The organism is Chryseobacterium sp. G0162 (assembly GCF_003815715.1).
Classification (GTDB): domain Bacteria; phylum Bacteroidota; class Bacteroidia; order Flavobacteriales; family Weeksellaceae; genus Chryseobacterium.
Genome location: NZ_CP033922.1, coordinates 888,701 through 908,770 on the forward strand (window position 1 = coordinate 888,701; position 20,070 = coordinate 908,770).

At 36.3% G+C, this 20,070-nt stretch carries 17 protein-coding genes; 11 read left to right on the forward strand and 6 right to left on the reverse strand.

The window, feature by feature from the left end; translation table 11 throughout:
• Positions 1 to 338: 338 nt before the first annotated feature.
• Positions 339 to 2,411 carry a thiamine pyrophosphate-dependent enzyme gene (locus EG344_RS04105; RefSeq protein ID WP_123908438.1) on the forward strand — a complete coding sequence of 691 codons (2,073 nt, stop codon included), beginning with the start codon at positions 339 to 341 and terminating at the stop codon, positions 2,409 to 2,411.
• 208 nt (positions 2,412 to 2,619) lie between these two features.
• Positions 2,620 to 3,651, forward strand: a complete 1,032-nt coding sequence (locus EG344_RS04110) for a bestrophin family protein (RefSeq protein WP_123908439.1) — start codon at positions 2,620 to 2,622, stop codon at positions 3,649 to 3,651.
• 71 nt (positions 3,652 to 3,722) lie between these two features.
• On the opposite strand, the gene EG344_RS04115 is transcribed toward EG344_RS04110, so the two are convergent.
• Entirely contained in the window at positions 3,723 to 4,181 is a 459-nt protein-coding gene (locus tag EG344_RS04115; RefSeq protein WP_123908440.1) for an Lrp/AsnC family transcriptional regulator, read from the reverse strand.
• A 157-nt stretch (positions 4,182 to 4,338) separates the two neighbouring features.
• On the opposite strand from EG344_RS04115, the gene EG344_RS04120 reads away from it, so the two are divergent.
• On the forward strand, positions 4,339 to 5,565 hold the full coding sequence (locus EG344_RS04120) for an aminotransferase class I/II-fold pyridoxal phosphate-dependent enzyme (protein ID WP_123908441.1): 1,227 nt from the start codon (positions 4,339 to 4,341) through the stop codon (positions 5,563 to 5,565).
• Between the two features lie 103 nt (positions 5,566 to 5,668).
• On the opposite strand, the gene EG344_RS04125 is transcribed toward EG344_RS04120, so the two are convergent.
• The 3 genes from EG344_RS04125 to EG344_RS04135 all read right to left on the reverse strand — a co-directional run bounded on the left by EG344_RS04125 (position 5,669) and on the right by EG344_RS04135 (position 8,186).
• Positions 5,669 to 6,673, reverse strand: coding sequence for a glycosyltransferase (locus EG344_RS04125; protein WP_123908442.1), 1,005 nt, complete (start codon positions 6,671 to 6,673; stop codon positions 5,669 to 5,671).
• A 171-nt stretch (positions 6,674 to 6,844) separates the two neighbouring features.
• A complete protein-coding gene (locus EG344_RS04130) occupies positions 6,845 to 7,012 on the reverse strand; it encodes a hypothetical protein (protein WP_164464384.1) in 168 nt (55 codons plus the stop codon).
• A 10-nt stretch (positions 7,013 to 7,022) separates the two neighbouring features.
• A complete protein-coding gene (locus EG344_RS04135) occupies positions 7,023 to 8,186 on the reverse strand; it encodes a class I SAM-dependent RNA methyltransferase (protein ID WP_123908444.1) in 1,164 nt (387 codons plus the stop codon).
• Positions 8,187 to 8,323: 137 nt separating this feature from the next.
• On the opposite strand from EG344_RS04135, the gene EG344_RS04140 reads away from it, so the two are divergent.
• Both EG344_RS04140 and EG344_RS04145 read left to right on the forward strand, forming a co-directional pair.
• Positions 8,324 to 9,049 (forward strand): class I SAM-dependent DNA methyltransferase, encoded by a 726-nt coding sequence (locus tag EG344_RS04140; RefSeq protein ID WP_123908445.1) that lies wholly within the window; start codon positions 8,324 to 8,326, stop codon positions 9,047 to 9,049.
• Entirely contained in the window at positions 9,049 to 9,759 is a 711-nt protein-coding gene (locus tag EG344_RS04145; RefSeq protein ID WP_123908446.1) for a ZIP family metal transporter, read from the forward strand. Before EG344_RS04140 ends, EG344_RS04145 begins: the two co-directional genes overlap by 1 nt.
• 80 nt (positions 9,760 to 9,839) lie before the next feature.
• On the opposite strand, the gene EG344_RS04150 is transcribed toward EG344_RS04145, so the two are convergent.
• Together EG344_RS04150 and EG344_RS04155 are read right to left on the reverse strand one after the other, a co-directional pair.
• Positions 9,840 to 11,273 (reverse strand): OmpP1/FadL family transporter, encoded by a 1,434-nt coding sequence (locus tag EG344_RS04150; RefSeq protein ID WP_185145588.1) that lies wholly within the window; start codon positions 11,271 to 11,273, stop codon positions 9,840 to 9,842.
• A gap of 32 nt (positions 11,274 to 11,305) precedes the next feature.
• Positions 11,306 to 12,385, reverse strand: a complete 1,080-nt coding sequence (locus EG344_RS04155) for a prolyl-tRNA synthetase (protein ID WP_123908447.1) — start codon at positions 12,383 to 12,385, stop codon at positions 11,306 to 11,308.
• A gap of 142 nt (positions 12,386 to 12,527) precedes the next feature.
• Here EG344_RS04155 and proS point away from each other — a divergent pair, with 142 nt between their 5' ends.
• The 6 genes from proS (at position 12,528) to EG344_RS04185 (ending at position 20,031) form a co-directional block, all read left to right on the forward strand.
• Entirely contained in the window at positions 12,528 to 14,003 is a 1,476-nt protein-coding gene (gene proS / locus EG344_RS04160) for a proline--tRNA ligase (RefSeq protein WP_123908448.1), read from the forward strand.
• Between the two features lie 118 nt (positions 14,004 to 14,121).
• Positions 14,122 to 15,453, forward strand: a complete 1,332-nt coding sequence (locus EG344_RS04165; RefSeq protein ID WP_123908449.1) for an OmpA family protein — start codon at positions 14,122 to 14,124, stop codon at positions 15,451 to 15,453.
• A gap of 113 nt (positions 15,454 to 15,566) precedes the next feature.
• Positions 15,567 to 16,904: an Nramp family divalent metal transporter gene (locus tag EG344_RS04170; RefSeq protein WP_123908450.1), complete on the forward strand. Its 1,338-nt coding sequence runs from the start codon at positions 15,567 to 15,569 to the stop codon at positions 16,902 to 16,904.
• A gap of 293 nt (positions 16,905 to 17,197) precedes the next feature.
• The gene (locus EG344_RS04175) at positions 17,198 to 17,734 is read left to right on the forward strand and encodes a nucleotide exchange factor GrpE (RefSeq protein ID WP_123859841.1); all 537 of its coding nucleotides are present in this window, start codon (positions 17,198 to 17,200) and stop codon (positions 17,732 to 17,734) included.
• Between the two features lie 101 nt (positions 17,735 to 17,835).
• Complete coding sequence (gene dnaJ, locus EG344_RS04180) at positions 17,836 to 18,954, forward strand: molecular chaperone DnaJ (RefSeq protein ID WP_123859840.1); 1,119 nt, start codon at positions 17,836 to 17,838, stop codon at positions 18,952 to 18,954.
• 72 nt (positions 18,955 to 19,026) lie between these two features.
• Positions 19,027 to 20,031, forward strand: a complete 1,005-nt coding sequence (locus EG344_RS04185; RefSeq protein ID WP_123908451.1) for a hypothetical protein — start codon at positions 19,027 to 19,029, stop codon at positions 20,029 to 20,031.
• Positions 20,032 to 20,070: the final 39 nt, after the last annotated feature.

Sequence of the window (20,070 nt, forward strand, 5' to 3'; positions counted from 1 at the left end):
CAAAAAGAATTCAAAGAGTCTAAATTGGGGGTTTTAAATAGATTAAACATCTATCTTTTCGTTACAAAAGACATAAAAAACACCCAGCAAGTTCCTAAAAAATCTACTTTGATACCTGATGACCAGCTTCCCCAAAAATAGATAACAGCGAAATCAACAGTAATAAGCAAGTAGTTAATTTATAAGCTCATACAAAATAAATTCACATCATAAAGCAAAACCTAACAAAGACGTTATTTCTGAAAAATTCATTGAAGAATAATCAATGAATTCATATTTTTTTTGCAAAATACTAACACTTGTTAGTATTTTGTTTTTTTTATATATATTTGCTTCCTATGGAAAATGCACTTCACGAAAAAGTTTCTCAGGATATTTTACTTAAAGCGTACAATCATATGATGCTTGCTAAAGCAATGGCCGACATTTATGAGGAAAACAGAAACATCTGTAAATATGTTCACAGTACTTCAAGAGGCCACGAAGCCATCCAATTAGCAACGGCTTACCAATTAAAAAAGGAAGACTGGGTTTCCCCTTATTACAGAGATGAAAGCATTCTTTTAGGAATTGGGTTTGAGCCTTACCAATTGATGCTTCAACTACTGGCTAAAGCTGATGATCCTTTTTCAGGAGGCAGATCCTATTACTCCCACCCTTCAAGCAGGGATGAAAATAAACCAAAGATTATTCACCAGAGTTCTGCAACCGGAATGCAGACTATTCCTACAACAGGTGTTGCGCAAGGAATAAAATACATCCAGGATTTCGATCTTCAACAGTTTGAAAATAATCCTGTAGTGGTCTGCAGTCTTGGTGACAACTCTGTAACTGAAGGTGAAGTAAGTGAAGCATTACAATTTGCAGCACTACATCAACTTCCTATCATCTTCCTTGTTCAGGATAATGAATGGGGAATCTCTGTAACCAAAGAGGAAGCAAGAACTTGTGATGCTTATGACTTTGTAGCAGGATTTACCGGATTAAGCAGAATGAGAGTTGATGGAACTGATTTCGTGGAAAGTTTCGAAGCTATGAAAAAGGCTGTAGACTTTGTAAGAACAGAGAGAAAACCTTTGGTTGTCTGTGCAAAAACAGTATTAATCGGACACCACACTTCAGGAGTAAGAAGAGAATTTTATAGAGACGAAGAAGATTTAACAAAACATAGAGCTAAAGATCCGGGAGAAATCCTTAGAAAACACCTACTGGAAACAGGTGCAGACGAAGATCTTTTAAAACAAATCACAAAAAAGGCACGTCTTGAGGCTGAAGAAGCTTTTGAAAAAGCTAAAAATGCTGAAGATCCAACACCTGAAACCGTAATGCAGCATGTATTTGCTCCTACTCCAATTACAGAGGAAACAGGAACTCGTGAACCTGCTAACGGAGAAAAGATCGTGATGGTAGATGCTGCCATTCATGCCATACAGGAACTAATGTGGAAGCATCCTGAAGCTCTCCTTTATGGGCAAGATGTAGGAGAAAGAATTGGTGGTGTTTTCCGTGAGACAGTGACTCTTGGTAAAAAATTCGGAAGCAAAAGAGTTTTCAATACGGCAATTCAGGAAGCTTACATTATCGGGTCTACAACCGGGATGAGTGCCGTAGGTTTAAAACCAATTGTTGAAGTTCAGTTTGCAGATTACATCTACCCTGGAATCAACCAATTAATCACAGAAATATCAAAATCAAGCTACTTAAGTGGAGGAAAATTCCCAGTAAGCAACATTATCCGTGTTCCTATCGGAGCTTATGGAGGCGGTGGACCTTACCATAGTGGAAGTGTTGAAAGCATTCTGGCCAATATTAAGGGAATCAAAATAGCCTACCCAAGTAATGCTGCAGATTTCAAAGGATTATTAAAAGCAGCTTACTACGATCCGAACCCGGTGGTTATGCTAGAGCACAAAGGATTATACTGGAGTAAAGTTCCTGGAACAGAGGATGCTAAAACCATTGAACCGGCTGAAGATTACGTTTTACCTTTCGGAAAAGGAAAAATCATCATAGAAGCTGATAAAGATGAAACGGAAAAAGGCAGAACCTTATTAGTTGTAACTTACGGAATGGGAGTTTACTGGGCGAAAGAAGCAGCTAAGAACTTTAACGGAAGGGTTGAAGTAATTGATTTAAGAACGATCATTCCATTGGATGAAGAATTGGTTTTTGAAAGAGCAAAAGCTCACGGAAAATGTATTGTATTGACAGAAGAGCAATTAAACAACTCTTTTGCAGAAGCATTCGCACACAGAATTTCTAAGAATTGCTTTAAATATCTTGACGCTCCTGTTGAAACGATGGGATCTTTAGATGTACCTGCCGTTCCTATCAATCTTGTATTGGAAAAAGAAATGCTTCCAAATGCTGAAAAACTCTCCAAAAAGATCGAAGAAATGCTACAATATTAATTCAATATAAAATATGAGACCTCTAAAATTATTTAGAGGTTTTTTTATGCATTTTTTTCATTACTTTTATTTAGGATTTATCAAACTCAATCCTAGAACATTAAACCTGAACAAAAACTGAAATTAAATTTATAACAGACATTTCTCGATAAACTCTTAAAAAGTTTGGTACTTATTTTGTCTGTACACGCAAAACACATTCATTTTTATGATTACAACCAAATATGTCAATTATAAACAGGTTCTCAATCTATCCGGTTTACATCTTATCTTAATTTCTATCTGGTGTACCCTGATCGCTGTACTTTTTTATTTTTTTAACTGGCACTGGATGACCATTCCATGGGTTCCTGTAGCATTGATTGGTACTGCGGAAGCCTTCTTAGTAGGTTTTAAAAATAACCAGGCCTATGACAGACTTTGGGAAGCCCGAAAAATATGGGGCGGAATCGTGAACTCCAGTCGTTCATTTGCATCAATGGTACAGGCCTTCGATACCAAAAATGAAGAAATAGGTGTTTTTGATCTTGAAGATCGTAAGAAAAAAATCATCAACCGTCATATTGCATGGCTATATACTTTCCGCGAACAACTTTTAGTTCCTACAGAATGGGAACACATCAGTAGTGAAAATAATAAATTCGGAAATATCAATCTCAGAAGAAACAGATTAATTAAAGCAGGCTTTCCAGATTATGGAAGAGCTCCTATTTTCTTACATAAGTATCTTTCAGAAGAAGAATATGATCTGAAAAGCACCTATAAAAACTTTGCGACTTACCTCATCTCACAACAGGCTAAAGATATCAATGAGTTGAAAAATATGAATGCCATCACAGATTTCAATCAGACACAGCTACAAAACAGCCTGAATGAGTTTTATGGTTTTCAGGGGCAGGCAGAGAGAATTAAAAAATTTCCTTCTCCAAGACAGTTTGCCAGCACTGCTTTCGTATTTAATATTCTGTTTATTACACTCCTTCCTCTTGGACTGGTGAACGAATTTGCAAAATTAGGAGATTGGGGAATCTGGACCTCTATTCCTTTCTGTATTATTATTGGATGGATCTACATTATCATGGAACTCGTAGGAGATTATTCGGAAAATCCCTTTGCAGGACTTATGTTTGATGTTCCGATGCTTTCCATCTGCCGAACCATTGAAATTGATCTTTTACAAATGGTGGGCGAAACAGATTTACCTGATCCGATTTCCTCTAAAAACGGAGTCTTAGTTTAAGATAAATAATAAGCAATTGGTAATGAATAATAATAGTGACTTTTCATAGGAAATTTTATCACTATAATCACTTACAAAACAATTGCAGTTGTATTTTTTACTTCGGAAATCATAAATGAGCTGTGCGTGCTTGCGATGTGTTGAAGTGTCGTAAGCTTCGTCAACATAAAATTCCGGTAGTCTTCAATATCCTTTACTCCTATTTTAAGAATATAATCGTAATCTCCACTTACATGAAAACATTCTGTGACTTCCTGGAGGTTCATCACTTCTTTTTCAAACTGCAAAACAAACTCTTTCTTATGCTGCGTTAGTTTTATATGACACAAAATAATAAAATTACGCTGCACCTTGCTTTTATTCAATAAGGCTACATACTTTGAAATAACACCAGCATTTTCCAGCTTTTTTATTCGCTCATAAACAGCTGTTACCGATAGCCCAAGCTTACCGGCTAGCTGTTTGGTAGTTTGTTTACAGTCTTCCTGCAAAAACAGCAACAGTTTTTTATCAGTATCATCAAGTTCCATAGATAAATTTTTGGTGAAAATTTAATATTTCCGAAGATAGCAATTATATTTTCTAAATAAACAACATTTCACAGTTTTATATTCTATAAATTCAAATTTATATTGTAATAATTAGGAAAATGATGCAAATTAGGCTCGTAAAATAAAAACAATGTTTATGGAAAACTTTAACGCAGCCAACGAAATCCAGGATCTTCAGTATTTCGGCGAATTCGGAGGAGTAAACCCTTCTATTTCTGATAGCTCTACCTATACTTTCCTTTCTGCAAAGACTATGTTTGACACTTTTGAAGGAAACGCAGAAGGATGCTACCTGTACTCCAGACATTCATCACCCATGAATCTTTATCTGGCTCAGGCTTTAGCAAAAATGGAAAATACAGAATCTGCCAACGTTACAGCATCCGGAATGGGAGCTATTACTTCGGTTTTGATGCAGGTATGTAAAAGTGGTGACCATATCATTTCAAGCAGAACCATCTATGGGGGAACCTATGCTTTCCTTAAAAACTTTTTACCTCAATTTAATGTAGCGACTACCTTTGTAGATATTAATAATTTTGATGCTATTGAAAACGCTATTACTCCCAATACAAAGGTGATTTACTGCGAAAGCGTGAGTAATCCCTTACTTGAAGTGGCAGACCTTAGAAAACTTTCTGAAATCTGTAAAAAACATAATCTAAAACTGATTGTAGACAATACATTTTCACCGCTTTCTATTTCCCCTCAATTATTTGGAGCAGATGTTGTCATTCATAGCTTAACGAAATTCATCAACGGAAGCAGTGACACTGTGGGGGGTGTATATTGCAGCTCGCAGGCGTTTATTGATGATACTAAAAATGTAAACTCCGGAGCATGTATGCTCTTGGGACCAACAATGGACAGTTTAAGAGCATCAAGCATCCTGAAAAACCTGAGAACCCTTCATATCAGAATAAAACAACACAGCCATAATGCCATGTATCTTGCAGAAAGATTTGAACAGGATGGCTTAAAAGTTTCTTATCCAGGCTTACCATCTCATAAGAATCATGAACTCATGAAAAGCATGATTGATGATGAGTATGGATTCGGAGGATTATTAACCCTAGATGCAGGAACTACAGAAAAAGCCAATGAACTGATGGAAATGATGCAGACAGAAAACCTTGGGTATCTGGCGGTAAGCTTAGGTTTCTATAAAACCCTGTTCTCCTGCTCAGGAAAATCAACTTCTTCCGAAATTCCGGAAGAAGAACGTGCATCAATCGGTATTTCTGATGGATTAATCAGATTCTCGATCGGTTTGGACCACGACATCAAAAGAACTTATCATAAAATGAAAGAATGTATGCTGAAAGTAGGAGTTCTTACCCATGAAAACATCTCTATATCCTAAATTTTATTGTACAAAAGAAGGCTGTCTCTATTGAAACAGCCTTCTTTATTTTTTATTGTAAAATCCACGTCTGTGAAATCCGTGTATCTGTGGGAGGCAAATACTATTTCTTATAGTAATGATTTGGAAATGCATCCTCAGGTTTCATTCTGAAAACATTTAGCAGAACCCAGGATTTCAGGAATCCATATCCATAGGAAAACATCTGAATATAGGTGGAGATCACCGCCATTCCGGCAATGCTGATATTTTTAGTCAATAATAAAGCATGGAAAAACACCAAAAATGTATACAATCCATAGAAAGAAAGAATAAATCCTTTTCCAAGCATAAAATATTCAATAAATCCCATAACGTAGCCTAACATAAACAAGGTAGGAAATGCAAAGGATATTTTCACATAGTTCGGATGCCTCTGATTAAGAATTGGCCTTGCACAGCCAAACTGATATACCTGTTTGGAAAATTTTCCAAAGTCTACCCTACGTTTATGATACACTGCAATATCATCAAAAAAAGCAGTTGTAAATCCGTTTTCCCATAGCGTCATCGACAAGTCCGGATCCTCTCCTATTCTCATCTCAGAAAAACCGCCTACTTTTTCAAAAACTGACTTTTTCACTCCCATATTAAAACTTCTGGGCTGAAACTTTGAAACCGCCTTTTTACTTCCTCTGATTCCTCCGGTAGTAAAAACAGAAGTCATGGAATATGAAATCGCTTTCTGCATCAGATTAAAGCCTTTGTGAGCCTTATCTGCTCCTCCGAATGCATCACAAGGAATCGTTAGGATATCATTTTTTATATGTTCGATATAATCTTTTTCTACAATCACATCACTATCTACAAATACCAGCCATTTATTAGCTGCTCTTTGTGCTCCATAATTTCTTGTAAGCCCTGGTCCAGAATTATCTTTCCTGAAATATTTAATATCCAGTATCTCTTCGAAATTCCTGATGGTAGGTTTCAGATCAATGATTGAGCCATCATCAACAATAATAATTTCAAACGCTCTGTCAGTCTGTTGAGTCAAAGAAGTCAGCAACTCGAAAAGTTCATCCTTTCGGTTGTAAATGGCAACAATAATAGAAATACTAGGCTTCAAATTGAAAATTTTTCAAAATTAGTTATTCGCAGAACAACCTACAAACAGTTTAACAGCTTATTCAAGTAAATTTACTTTCAATCAATTGTAAATAATAAAAATATTAAATAATACTTCCAGAATGGTTTCTGTTATAGTTACAGCCGTTAATTAAACTTAAACCTGTTGCAGTTATTTTTTCTGTGAAATATCAGGATCTTTTAGCTCTTTCTTTTGAGATATTACATTATGATTTAAAGCCTGTCTTTTAGGTTTTGAACGTGATGATTTTGATCCGGAACTAAACAGACCAAATACATCCAAAACAATATCAAATATCTCTAACAAATTCCAGGACATATCTAAATCTTTATTTATTTTCCAATTTATGTACTTTCTTTGTTCCTTCATACATCTCGTACTGTAGGAATCTTGTTTCCAACTTTCCGTTGAACAGCTTAATCTTTCTTGAAGGACGTAATCCGATTTTCTTCACAGCCTCAAGGTCAGATGAAATCAACCATGCAAGTGTGTTCGGATAATTCGTTTTAAACGTATCTCCTATCTTTTTATAGAAATCATCATCATTGATCGAAATCCTCTCATCATAAGGCGGATTAAATACCATCAATAATGGGAAAAGTTCTTTTTTGGAATCAAAGAAATTCTGCTTTTTGATCTCAATCACATCTTCCATTTCTGCGGCTTCCACATTCATTCTGGCAGCATTCAGCATTCTTGCATCAATATCATAGCCTACAATCTTTCCATCAAACTGTCTCACTCTATTGATTCTGAATTCTTTAATCTTTGAAAATAGATCAGCATCATAGTTTTTCCAATTCTGGAATCCGAATCTTTTTCTAAAAATTTGAGCCGGAAGGTCCATAGCAATCATTGCTGCTTCAATCAGTAATGTTCCGGAACCGCACATCGGATCAAGGAAATTCCCTTTTCCATCCCAGCCTGCCAACTGAAGCATTCCGCTTGCAAGAACTTCATTAATTGGTGCTTCTCCTTGCTCTCTTCGGTATCCTCTTTTAAATAAAGCATCACCGGAAGAATCCATAGAAATCATTACCAATTCTCTGTCAATATGAAGATGGAATTTAATATCCGGATTTCGGGTTTCTACATTCGGACGTCTTTTAAATTTATCCTGAAAATAATCTACAATAGCATCCTTCATTTTTAAGGTTACAAACTGAGAATGTTTGAAGGTTTCAGAATTTACGGTAGCATCAATCGAAAAAGACTGATCGACATCCATGAATTCAGCCCAATCAAATTTGAATAACCGGTCATAAAACTGATGCTGGTTAAAAGCTTTGAACTCGTGAATCGGCACTAAAATCTTCAACGCTGTTCTTGCAGAATAATTGATCTTATAAAGAAAACCAAGATCTCCTTCACAATTAACCGCTCTGTTTTTAATTTCAACCTTTCTTCCCCCTAGTTTTTTGATTTCTTCCGCCAGAATCTGCTCAAGTCCGAAGAATGTTTTGATCTGTATTGGTAGATTTTCTATATCCATAATTTTGAATTAAAAGTTTTAAAGCATTAATAATTAAAAGATTAACCATCCAACTTATTGTTCAATTGAATTTTTCAATCTTTCCATGTTGTAAAATACTTTGCTTTTAAGACCACAAATTTAGTTATTTTTGCATTATGGAATGGTTTGAATCTTGGTTTGATACCCCTTATTATCATTTGTTGTATAGCAATAGAGACTATACTGAAGCTGAAAACTTCATTACAAAACTTACTGCGGATCTACAGCTTCCGCCTCAATCCAAGATCATTGATCTTGCCTGTGGAAAAGGAAGACACTCTGTTTTCCTCAACAAATTGGGGTATGATGTATTAGGTCTGGATCTTTCAAGACAAAGTATTGAATCTGATAAACAATATGAAAATCAAACCCTGATTTTTCAGGTACATGATATGCGAAACCCAATTGATGCAGATCCTATGGATGCTGTTTTCAACCTGTTTACAAGTTTCGGGTATTTTGACAATGAAAATGATGACAAAAAAGTATTTCAGTCGGTGTACAATGTATTGAAACCGGGAGGATATTTTGTTTTAGATTATTTGAATGAAGAATATGTCAGAAACTCAATAGTTCCCGAAACAGTAATTACCCGTGGTGATATTGATTTTAAGATTTTGAAAAAAATCGAAGGCAGACATGTGATTAAAGATATTCGTTTTGAAACAGAAGGTCAGTCATTTCATTTCTTTGAAAAAGTAAAGCTTCACACATTGGATGCTATTCATGCTTATGCTTCAGAATGTGGTTTTGAAAGAATAAAAATATGGGGAGATTATCAGCTCAATGAGTTTAATAAAGAAAGTTCCCCACGTTGCATCAATTTATTTAAGAAAAAATAATGGTAACAGTACTTTTACTGATTGTAAGTGTAATAGCCGGAGTTGTGCTGGGAAAACACTTTGGTAAAAAGGAAAAGCTGGCTAAAAATCTATTGATATTAAGTGCAGGTTTCCTGATTACGATCTGCCTGAACGAAGTTTTCCCTGAAGTTTATACCTCTTCAGCAGGCAGCAGTCTGGGAATATTCGTTATTGCAGGAGTTCTTCTCCAAATGATCCTGGAAGCACTTACCAAAGGGTTTGAGCATGGGCATTTCCATCATCATAGTGAGCACAATATTCTACCCATGGCTTTAATGGTAGGGCTTTTCATTCATGCATTTATTGAAGGAATTCCATTGGCCAATGAAGAGCATGAATTATCTCCTTATCTTTTGGGAATCGTTTTTCATAATCTTCCTATTTCATTTATTCTGGGCGCATTCTTATTCAACAGAAAAGGAGAATCAAAGAGTTCATCTTCTTACCCATCCCTATTGATTGTAGCTCTTTTTGCATTGGCATCCCCTATGGGAATGTTATTGGGAAATTATTTCAATCCGGATCTTCAACCTTATTTCCTGGCGATTGTGGGCGGAATATTCCTTCACATTTCATCGGTAATTATTTTTGAAAGCAATAAAAATCACAATATTGATTGGATTAAAATAGGACTGGTGGTATTAGGAGTTTCTCTAGCTCTGTTTATACATATTTTCCATCATCATTAAAACTTATTTTTAGACATAAAAAAAGCTCTGAATTTTGAAATTCAGAGCTTTTATTTTTATTTCATTATCTCAACTGGAAATTAGAATTTCCAACCGACAGTAACAAAGAAGTTATTTCTGTTATTTTTAACGTCTGATACTACTGAGGCAGGGGATGCCACATCAAAATTACCGGAATAATATCCTGTCCCCGCATCTGCATCTCCATATAAAAATACATTTTTATAATTAGAAGTAATATTCTGATATGCTGCATCTACATAAAACTGTCCAAAATCATATCCAATACCAGCTCCTATTGTATTTCTTGAACCTAGGATCATATCACTGTAATTGGTATTTCCAATTGCCCCCGCATTGTTATATGCATTAATTGAAAAGGCATCAAAAGGACTTGAAGCATAAGCATAACCTCCTCTTAGTCTGAAATTTTGAATTCTATATTCTGCTCCAACTTTTACTTCCGATACATTTTTGTAAAGGTCATTGAAAAATGAATTCAAGTCTGCTTCAGCACCACCTCTTACTGTATATTTAGGCTTAGTAAGTCCTAAAGTATAATCCACATTCAATGCAAAGTTTTTATTAGGAACAAAAGCAGCACTCACTGTAGCTTTCATAGGTGATCTGAACGATCTGTCCTCACCATAATTATTATAATAAATATTATTATTATCGTCCTTATTTACATAATACTCACTGTATGCTCTGTCAATATTCCACCAGGTAGGAGTTTCTATAGAGGCTCCTAATCTTAATTGATTACTGATCTTCCCAATAACCCCAATACTTGCTGAAAATCCATTTGAACGTTCAGAATAAGGAGTAAACTGTTTTTTATAGCTATCTACAGAATTATCTAAATCCAATCCGAATAAAGCATGTTCACTTTGGTCAATGCTGGCATAGTGGAAATTTAATCCCGCACCTATATATAAACGATTTTCATAGTTTGCACCAACACCAATATTCATTTTAGACTGATTCCCCAATCTATCGTAATTATGTCCTAGATAAGACATTTTTCCATTCACATTATTCCCATTGGAATCCTTAAGTGATTTAGAAATTATTACATTTTGATTTCCCGGAGATTCTACATAGTTTTCAATAGATTGATTAGAATAGTTAACCCCAATATTGATAAATTTCCATCCGGTCTTTGACATCAATGGGATAGCTATTACTCCACCTGCATTTCCAATATCTGTTTTATTAGAAGTATAATTTACTGAAGATCCTGCTAATGAACTGGTATTTTTATTACTGTTAATTGATAGCGTCCCTGAAGCATCTCCTGAAATAGCAACTCCTAAACCTGCAGGGTTTGTTAATAATGAACTTGCATCACCTCCTAATGCTCCATTTGCTCCTGCCATTGCATTAAACTTAGAAGAACCAACATTAGGAGAATTTGAATAAATCTCAGCAGAGTTTCTAATCACTGATATATCCTGAGCCTGCGCAAAAAAAGCAGCAGAAATACTCATTAATACTAAAGATTTTTTTAACATTATTTTCTTAATAGTTTTTATTAATTTTTAAATTACCTAAATCCGCCGGATCTGAAGCCACCGCCTCCACCTGATGAACCACCAGATCTGAAGCCGCCACCGCCGCCTGAATTAAATCCACCGCCGGATCTAAAACCTCCTGAATCATTAGATCTGAAACCACCATTATTATATCTTGGTTGTGATTGTTGGTAATTCGGTCTTGTTTGAGGATTAGAATTACGGAATCCACCTGCATCACCAGATCTGAAACCACCGGAGTTTCCATTTCTAAATCCTCCTGAATTACCATTTCTGAATCCACCTGTATTTCCATCTCTGAAACCACCATTAGAATTAGAGTTTCTGAAACCACCGTCATTGGTATTTCTGAAACCGTTACTTCTAAATCCTGTATTTGCTGTATTTGTTCTATATACAGCATTATTTATACCTGAATTGCGGAAGCCGCTGTCAGTACCACTTCTTCTATAAGGTCTGTTATAACCACCCCAGTAGCCACCTCCGTAGCCCCAGTATGGGTTACCATAATAACCGCCCCAGAACGGATCATAGAATCCTCCCCAATAAGGAGAATATCCGTAACCCCATGGGCTTCCCCATCCGAAAGAACCTCCCCAGCCCCAGCCGAATGATCCGCCCCAACCCCATGAAAGACCAGCACCCCAGCCCCAGCCACGGTTCCAGCCCCAATAAGGACTATATCCTCCATACCAGCCCCAAGGAGATCCCCATCCCCAGGAGTTGTCATAGTAATTGGTTTGTGAGCCTGCATACATTCCCCAATCAGAGTTGGTTGCAGTTCCCCAGTTGGCATTCACATCACTCCATTCATTATATCTATTTTGCTGTTCTCTGGAATTCGTCTGTGCATTCTGAATCACATTAGAATCCTGATAGTAGTCGTAATAATCTCCTACTCTATTTCCGCCACCATTAATGATAACTCCTTCTGGCAGCGTATCCTTATTGGGGTCATAATATACCCCATCTGTCTCGCTATACCCTCCCATCTGAGCACCACAAGACATAAGCAATAATCCGCCTGAAATTGCTAATATCCCTTTAGATTTTAGCAGACCAAGCAAATTTTTATGTATATTTCTTTTCATGATAACGTAAAAATTTTTAATTTAAATTATATTTGCAATCTGTACCAAAAATGTACCAATACTGATTAAAAAATCTATCAAAAATAGATTTTTATTTTTAGATAACAATAATGTGCAAAAGTTAAAAAAATTTTAAAAGATAATGGCAAAATTAACCTCAAGAAGCGAAGATTACAGCAAATGGTATAATGAGCTGGTTGTAAAAGCTGATTTAGCTGAAAACTCAGGAGTGCGTGGATGTATGGTAATCAAACCGTATGGCTATGCAATCTGGGAAAAAATGCGTGATGAAATGGATAAAAAATTCAAAGAAACAGGTCACGTTAACGCATACTTCCCGCTTTTTGTACCCAAGAGCTTATTTGAGGCTGAGGAAAAAAATGCAGAAGGTTTTGCAAAGGAATGTGCGGTAGTTACTCACTATAGATTAAAAACGGATCCTGATAATCCTTCTAAACTGATTGTAGATCCGGATGCAAAACTGGAAGAGGAACTTATTGTTCGTCCTACATCTGAAGCAATTATCTGGAATACTTATAAAAACTGGATCCAGTCTTACAGAGATCTACCTATTCTTATCAATCAGTGGGCAAACGTTGTCCGTTGGGAAATGAGAACCCGTCTGTTCCTTAGAACAGCAGAATTCTTATGGCAGGAAGGACATACTGCTCACGCTACAAAAGATGAAGCAATTGAAGAAGCTGAAAAAATGAACAAAGTATATGCAGATTTTGCAGAAAACTTTATGGCAATACCAGTCATTCAAGGATTAAAAACTCCTTCTGAAAGATTTGCAGGGGCAGATGAAACATATTGTATCGAAGCATTAATGCAGGACGGAAAAGCTCTTCAGGCAGGAACCTCTCACTTCTTAGGTCAGAATTTCGCAAAAGCATTTGACGTAAAATTCACTAATAAAGAAGGAAAAATCGAACATGCATGGGCTACATCATGGGGAACTTCTACCCGTTTGATGGGAGCTTTAATTATGACGCACTCTGATGATTTCGGATTGGTACTGCCTCCAACATTGGCTCCAATTCAGGTCGTAATTGTTCCTATCTTCAAAGGGGAAGAACAATTGGCTCAAATCAGCGAAGTTGCTCTGGAAATTCAGGCTAAATTAAAAGCTAAAGGCATTTCTGTGAAGTTTGACAATGATACTCAGAACAAACCGGGATGGAAATTTGCTGAATATGAATTGAAAGGTGTTCCGGTAAGAATTGCAATGGGACCAAGAGACCTTGAAAATAATTCTGTGGAAATTGCGAGAAGAGACAATCTTACTAAAGAAGTTCGTTCCATCGAAGGTTTAGACTCTTATATTGAAGATTTACTGAAAACCATTCAACAGGATATTTATAACAAGGCAGCCAATTTCAGAAAAGATAACATTACCAAAGTGGATACTTACGAAGAATTCAAAAAAGTTCTTGAAGAAAAAGGAGGTTTTATCTACGCACATTGGGATGGTACAGCTGAAGAGGAAGAACAAATCAAGAACGAAACGAAGGCGACAATCAGATGTATTCCTTTAGATGATGATATCGAAGAAGGTATTTCGTTGATTTCTGGGAAACCTTCTACGAGACGTGTATTATTCGCAAAAGCGTATTAATAATTTTAACAATTTTAAAAAAAATCATTAATTTTCAAAGAAATATTCAAAAAAAAGTGACATTTGGACGGATTTTTGTTTAAATTTATCTCAACATTAATCAAAAAAATTTATTATTATGTCTTTAAATGTCATTGATTTAATTAAAGGACAATTAGGTCCCGCTTTGGTTTCACAGGCTGCATCACAGTTTGGAGAAAGCGAATCCGGTATTTCTAAAGCAATTGGTGGCTTATTGCCTGCTGTAGTAGGTGGATTAGCCAATAACGCAGACAACCCTGGCGTTGTGGATGCTATCACAAAAGCTTCTTCAAGTGGAATCTTAGGAAATCTAATAGGCGGATCGTCTAGTAATCCTATCATTACTAACTTATTATCTTCTCTATTTGGAGATAAAGTAGGCGGATTAGTGAATTCCATTGCCAGTTTTTCAGGAATCAGCAACAATTCTGCAGGTTCTTTGTTAAACCTGGTTACCGGGGCTACAGTAGGCACAGTAGGAAAATATGCAGCCGACAATAACTTGGGGGCTTCGGGTATTTCCAGCTTACTGAATGATCAGAAAGGCATTATTTCTTCTTTACTGCCGGCAGGTCTTTCTTTAGCTTCTTTTGGATTAGGAGCTGAAAATTGGTTTGGTCAGGCTAAAGAAACCGTTTCTTCAGTAACATCTACTGCTAAGGATAACATCGCTGAAGGTGTTGCTACAGCAAGAGAAAACGTGAGTGAAGGAGCAAGAGAAATAAGAGAACAATTTGAAAATAATAACAATAATAATCAAGGCGGAGGCTCAATCTGGAAATGGTTGCTTCCGCTTTTATTATTAATCGCAGCTGGATATTTCCTTTGGAAACAGTGTGAGAAGAAGCAAACGACAACTACAATGACTTCAACCTCAGACTCCACAGGAACACACACAGATACAGTTTCTGCAACGACATCCACACCAGCTACCACAGCTACTCCTGCAACTAAAACCGATGAAAACATCGACCTTAACGGAGTAATGCTGAAAGGATACAAAGGAGGTATGGAAGATCAGATGATTGCATTCCTGAAATCTGACGGATACAAAAATGCAGCTGATGATGCAGCATTGAAAGATAAATGGTACGATTTCGACCATGTAAACTTCAAAATGGGTAGCTCTACTGAATTAGAAACTGGATCACAAGGACAGTTGGATAACTTAGTAGCTATTCTTAAGGCTTTCCCTGATGCAAAAATTAAAATTGGTGGATACACTGATAAAACAGGAAACGAAGCTTCTAACGTAAAACTATCTCAGGCAAGAGCTGATCATATCAAAGCTGCTTTAGCAAAAGCAGGTGTTGGTGCTCAGGTACTTGGAGCGGAAGGGTACGGAAGTAAATTTGCTAAAGTAGATGCAAAAGCTTCTGATGCTGAAAGAGCTGCTGACAGAAAAATGTCTGTAAGATTTTCTAAATAATCTTTAGAATCAATAAAAATTAAATCCCGGGAATCACTTTCCGGGATTTTTTTATGTCCTTATTTTTGTGTTTACATTTATTTAATTAAATTTGTTAGTCATTTCTAACATTTATGAATTTCAATTTAAAAAGCGCCTGGCGAAAAGATAAAACATCACACTCTTTATCAGAAGTTTATTCTTCTATTAAAGTTCCTAAAAAAGCCAGCTTCTGGAGAAAGTACCTTGCGTTTGCAGGGCCCGGACTTATGATAGCTGTAGGATATATGGATCCGGGAAACTGGGCTACAGATATTGCCGGAGGGGCTCAGTTTGGATATACCCTACTTTCGGTCATTCTTATTTCCAATATTTTTGCAGTGGTTTTACAGCACTTATCTGTTAAGCTTGGTGTAGTGGCAGAAAGGGATTTAGCACAGGCCTGTAGGGATCATTTCAATCCTACTACCAATTTTATTCTCTGGGTTTTCTGTGAAATAGCTATTGCCGCCTGTGATCTCGCCGAGGTCATTGGTTCAGCGATAGCCCTAAATCTGTTATTCCATATTCCGTTGACCTGGGGAATTGTAATTACGACGGTAGATGTACTTGTTATTCTTCTCCTTCAGGCAAAGGGTTTCAGATGGATCGAAAGTATTGTAGGTGGACTTATTTTTGTAATTCTAGCCTGTTTTGCCTATGAAATTGTTATTTCCAAGCCTGCTTTTAGTGAAATTCTAGGTGGATTAGTACCACAAAAAGAGATCATTCAAAATCCTGCGATGCTTTACATTGCAATTGGTATTTTAGGAGCTACTGTGATGCCGCATAATTTGTACCTTCATAGCAGTATTGTACAAACAAGGGATTACACCCGTGATACGGAGGGTAAGAAAGAAGCTATTAAATTTGCCACTTTAGACAGCACAGTATCTTTGATGTTGGCATTTTTTATCAATGCTGCCATTTTGATCCTCGCAGCTGCAACTTTCCATACTACAGGAAATCAACATGTTGCTGACATCCATGATGCTTACCAAATGCTAACTCCAATTTTAGGAGCTTCAATGGCCAGTATTGCATTTGCAATTGCGTTATTGGCTTCCGGGCAAAATTCTACCCTTACAGGAACTTTAGCAGGTCAGATCGTCATGGAAGGTTTTTTAAATATTAAATTAAAACCATGGCTACGAAGATTGATCACAAGACTTATTGCAGTTATTCCTGCATTAATTGTTGCTATTCTTTATGGAGAGCAGGGAACAACAGAATTATTGGTTTTAAGCCAGGTTATTTTATCAATGCAGTTAAGTTTTGCCGTAGTTCCGTTAGTCATGTTCACCAATGACAAAGCTAAAATGGGTGAATTTGTGAATAAACCGTTCTTAAAGGTTTGTGTTTGGGTAATCTCGGCAATTATCATTGTTTTAAACCTATACCTGTTGTATCAGACGTTTACAGGACAGCAATAATTGATATCGGATTTTATGATTTGAGATTTAGGGTATGATGATTCAAAGTTTAAGGTTTAAGGTTTAGTGTTTAAGTGTGGGTTATTCAATCTACTTAAATTTAAAATTAGAATTCATTTCCTTCTTTCCCAGTCTTTTATCTTTTATTTATTCATCTATTATCTTTCTACCTCATGTCTAATCATCTCTTGTCAAAATAGCCCATTTATTCCCGTTGTTTTTCTGCCTTAATGTCCTGTTTTTTTCCTTTGGCAGAGTCTTTGTCAAACAATTCAGTAAATAAATATTGAATTATGGAAAATCAGGATATCAACGAAGAAAGCATCAATAATCAGGAAGATAACAACATTCAGAATGAGGCAACGTCTCAGGACAATGTGACAGCAACTCCTTCTGCTGAGGAACTTTTGGCAGAAGAAAAAGACCGTTACATCAGATTATATGCTGAATTCGAAAACTATAAAAAAAGAACTTCTAAGGAAAAAATAGAATTCTTCCAATATGCCAATCAGGATATGATGGTTTCTATGTTGGGCGTTTTAGATGATTTTGAAAGAGCATTAAAAGAAATCGCTAAAAATGGAAATCCATCTGACCTTCAAGGGGTGGAGCTTATCTATCAGAAGTTCAAAAATAAACTTACAGAAAAAGGACTAAAAGCTATGGATGTGAATGCTGGTGACAGCTTCAACGTAGATTTCCATGAAGCTATTACTCAAATTCCTGCTCCATCAGAAGAGCTGAAAGGGAAAATCGTAGATGTTATTGAAACAGGATATACTTTGAATGATAAGGTAATCCGTTTTGCAAAAGTAGTAACAGGAAACTAGAATTCATAAATGATAAATGATGAGTGATAATTGATGAATGTTTCACTTATTAGCTTTACAATATCTTTTATCATTTATCAACAATCAATTATTAAATTGTCATGTCAAAAAGAGATTATTACGAGGTTCTTGAGATCAGCAAATCTGCATCTGCCGACGAAATAAAAAAAGCATACCGTAAAATGGCCATTAAATTCCACCCGGATAAAAATCCAGGGGATAAGGAGGCTGAGGAAAAATTTAAAGAAGCTGCTGAGGCTTACGAAGTATTAAGCGACGATCAGAAACGTGCCAGATATGACCAATTCGGTCACGCCGGAATGAGTGGAAATGGTGGTTTCGGAGGCGGAGGCTTCGGAGGCGGAATGAACATGGAAGATATTTTCAGCCAGTTTGGAGATATTTTCGGTGGTGGTTTCGGAGGATTTGGCGGTGGCGGCGGTGGCCGTCAGCAGGTGAAAGGTTCTAATTTAAGAATCAGAATCAAGCTGAACCTTGAAGAAATGGTAAATGGAACTCACAAAACCATTAAAGTAAAAAAAATGAAGGTGGCAGAAGGTGCCACTTCAAAAACGTGTCCTACCTGTAACGGTTCCGGTGTTCAGCTTAAAGTGATGAACACGATGTTTGGTCAAATGCAGACTCAGACTACTTGTAGTACTTGTCAGGGAATCGGAAAGGTTGCTGATAAAATTCCTGCCGGAGCTAATGCTCAAGGTCTTATCAAAGATGAGGAGGAAATTACTATTAATATTCCAGCAGGAGCAAGAGACGGCATCCAGCTTAATGTAAGAGGAAAAGGGAATGACGCTCCATTTGGTGGAGTTCCGGGTGATTTATTAGTCATCATTGAAGAGGAAGTAGACCAAACCATCAAGAGAGAAGGTGATAACCTTCACCAGGAATTGTATGTTTCATTTGCTGAAGCTGCTTTAGGAACGAAAAAAGAAATTCCTACAGTAGGCGGAAAAGTGAAAATTACCGTTGATCCAGGAACTCAATCCGGAAAAATTTTAAGATTAGCAGGAAAAGGTCTTCCAAGCATTGACAGCTATGGTAAAGGAGACATGTTCATTCATATCAATGTATGGACACCTCAAAAGCTTACTAAGGAGCAGAAAGACTTCTTTGAAAAGCAAATGTCCAGCGGAGAAATGGTTGCAGAACCATCCGGAAAGGAAAAAACTTTTTTTGATAAAGTAAAAGATTTATTCAATTAATATAAAAGAGGCCTTAGGGTCTCTTTTTTATTTCATCTATTTGTATATTAGCTCTTTATTAAAAGTCCGGAAATGAAAAGAATAGTACTTTTTTTATTGCTTTTTACAATCTCATTAAAAGCATTTGGACAACAAAATAATAACAGAGAGTTTAATACTGCCGTGAATCAGTGGTTTTCTGCATGGTCATTATTGTATAAAGACATTTATAAAATTGACAAAATTCATCCTGTACAGTTTGTATTTTTTGATGAAACCTATGTATACTCAACCTCTTCGGTAACCATTCCTAAAGGTGAGTCAATAAAAGGTTATAATCTCCTAAATCTGAAATTAAACTGGAAAAAAAAGCCTCATCATAATTCCCTTACCCTACCTAATAAAAAGACTATTCCTGTAGGAGTCATATCATTTGCATCAGAAGCCCCTTTGGGTCAAAAATCATTTTTTGTAATGCCTTTACCTAGTTTCTGGAAAAAAGCAGGCGTCGAAAGCAAGGAACTGGGGCTGGATAATTTAATCACAGGAGTTTTCATTCATGAGTTTTCCCATACTCAACAAATGCAAAACTTTGGAAAGATTATTACCCAACTTGAAAAACAAAATAATTTTGGAGTCCCTTTCAATGATGACATGGTTCAAGCTATTTTTAGTGAAAATAAAGATTATCTTGATCTATACCAGTCAGAAATAAATACTCTTTATAACAGTATTAGGGATAAGGAACTGAATACAGAGCAACTTATAAAAGGATTGGCCTTAATTAATGACAGACAGACAAAGTATTTTAAAGATCAATATCAAGGACTAAAAGAAATAGATGATATTTTCCTTACCATGGAAGGGATGGGACAATATTCCATGTACTTATGGCTGATCCATCCTAAAGGTGCTAAGATGGATAAAAATATTGCGCTGGATGGAGTCAGACGGAATAAAAAATGGTGGTCACAGGAGGAAGGGCTGGCTCTTTTCTTAATTTTAGAACGACTAAAAGCTTCTAAAACCTGGGCAAAGGATATGTTTGGATCAAAAATTATCACAGCGATTGAGCTCATCAAAGCCAATATGAAGTAAAATGATTAATCAAAAAAAATCCTATACTGAAAATAGTAC

Coding starts and splice junctions, on each gene's coding strand:
- EG344_RS04105 (WP_123908438.1), top strand. CDS start 339: ATGGAAAATGCACTTCACGAAAAAGTTTCTCAGGATATTTTACTTAAA.
- EG344_RS04110 (WP_123908439.1), top strand. CDS start 2,620: ATGATTACAACCAAATATGTCAATTATAAACAGGTTCTCAATCTATCC.
- EG344_RS04115 (WP_123908440.1), bottom strand. CDS start 4,181: ATGGAACTTGATGATACTGATAAAAAACTGTTGCTGTTTTTGCAGGAA.
- EG344_RS04120 (WP_123908441.1), top strand. CDS start 4,339: ATGGAAAACTTTAACGCAGCCAACGAAATCCAGGATCTTCAGTATTTC.
- EG344_RS04130 (WP_164464384.1), bottom strand. CDS start 7,012: ATGTCCTGGAATTTGTTAGAGATATTTGATATTGTTTTGGATGTATTT.
- EG344_RS04135 (WP_123908444.1), bottom strand. CDS start 8,186: ATGGATATAGAAAATCTACCAATACAGATCAAAACATTCTTCGGACTT.
- EG344_RS04140 (WP_123908445.1), top strand. CDS start 8,324: ATGGAATGGTTTGAATCTTGGTTTGATACCCCTTATTATCATTTGTTG.
- EG344_RS04145 (WP_123908446.1), top strand. CDS start 9,049: ATGGTAACAGTACTTTTACTGATTGTAAGTGTAATAGCCGGAGTTGTG.
- EG344_RS04150 (WP_185145588.1), bottom strand. CDS start 11,273: ATGTTAAAAAAATCTTTAGTATTAATGAGTATTTCTGCTGCTTTTTTT.
- EG344_RS04155 (WP_123908447.1), bottom strand. CDS start 12,385: ATGAAAAGAAATATACATAAAAATTTGCTTGGTCTGCTAAAATCTAAA.
- proS (WP_123908448.1), top strand. CDS start 12,528: ATGGCAAAATTAACCTCAAGAAGCGAAGATTACAGCAAATGGTATAAT.
- EG344_RS04165 (WP_123908449.1), top strand. CDS start 14,122: ATGTCTTTAAATGTCATTGATTTAATTAAAGGACAATTAGGTCCCGCT.
- EG344_RS04170 (WP_123908450.1), top strand. CDS start 15,567: ATGAATTTCAATTTAAAAAGCGCCTGGCGAAAAGATAAAACATCACAC.
- EG344_RS04175 (WP_123859841.1), top strand. CDS start 17,198: ATGGAAAATCAGGATATCAACGAAGAAAGCATCAATAATCAGGAAGAT.
- dnaJ (WP_123859840.1), top strand. CDS start 17,836: ATGTCAAAAAGAGATTATTACGAGGTTCTTGAGATCAGCAAATCTGCA.
- EG344_RS04185 (WP_123908451.1), top strand. CDS start 19,027: ATGAAAAGAATAGTACTTTTTTTATTGCTTTTTACAATCTCATTAAAA.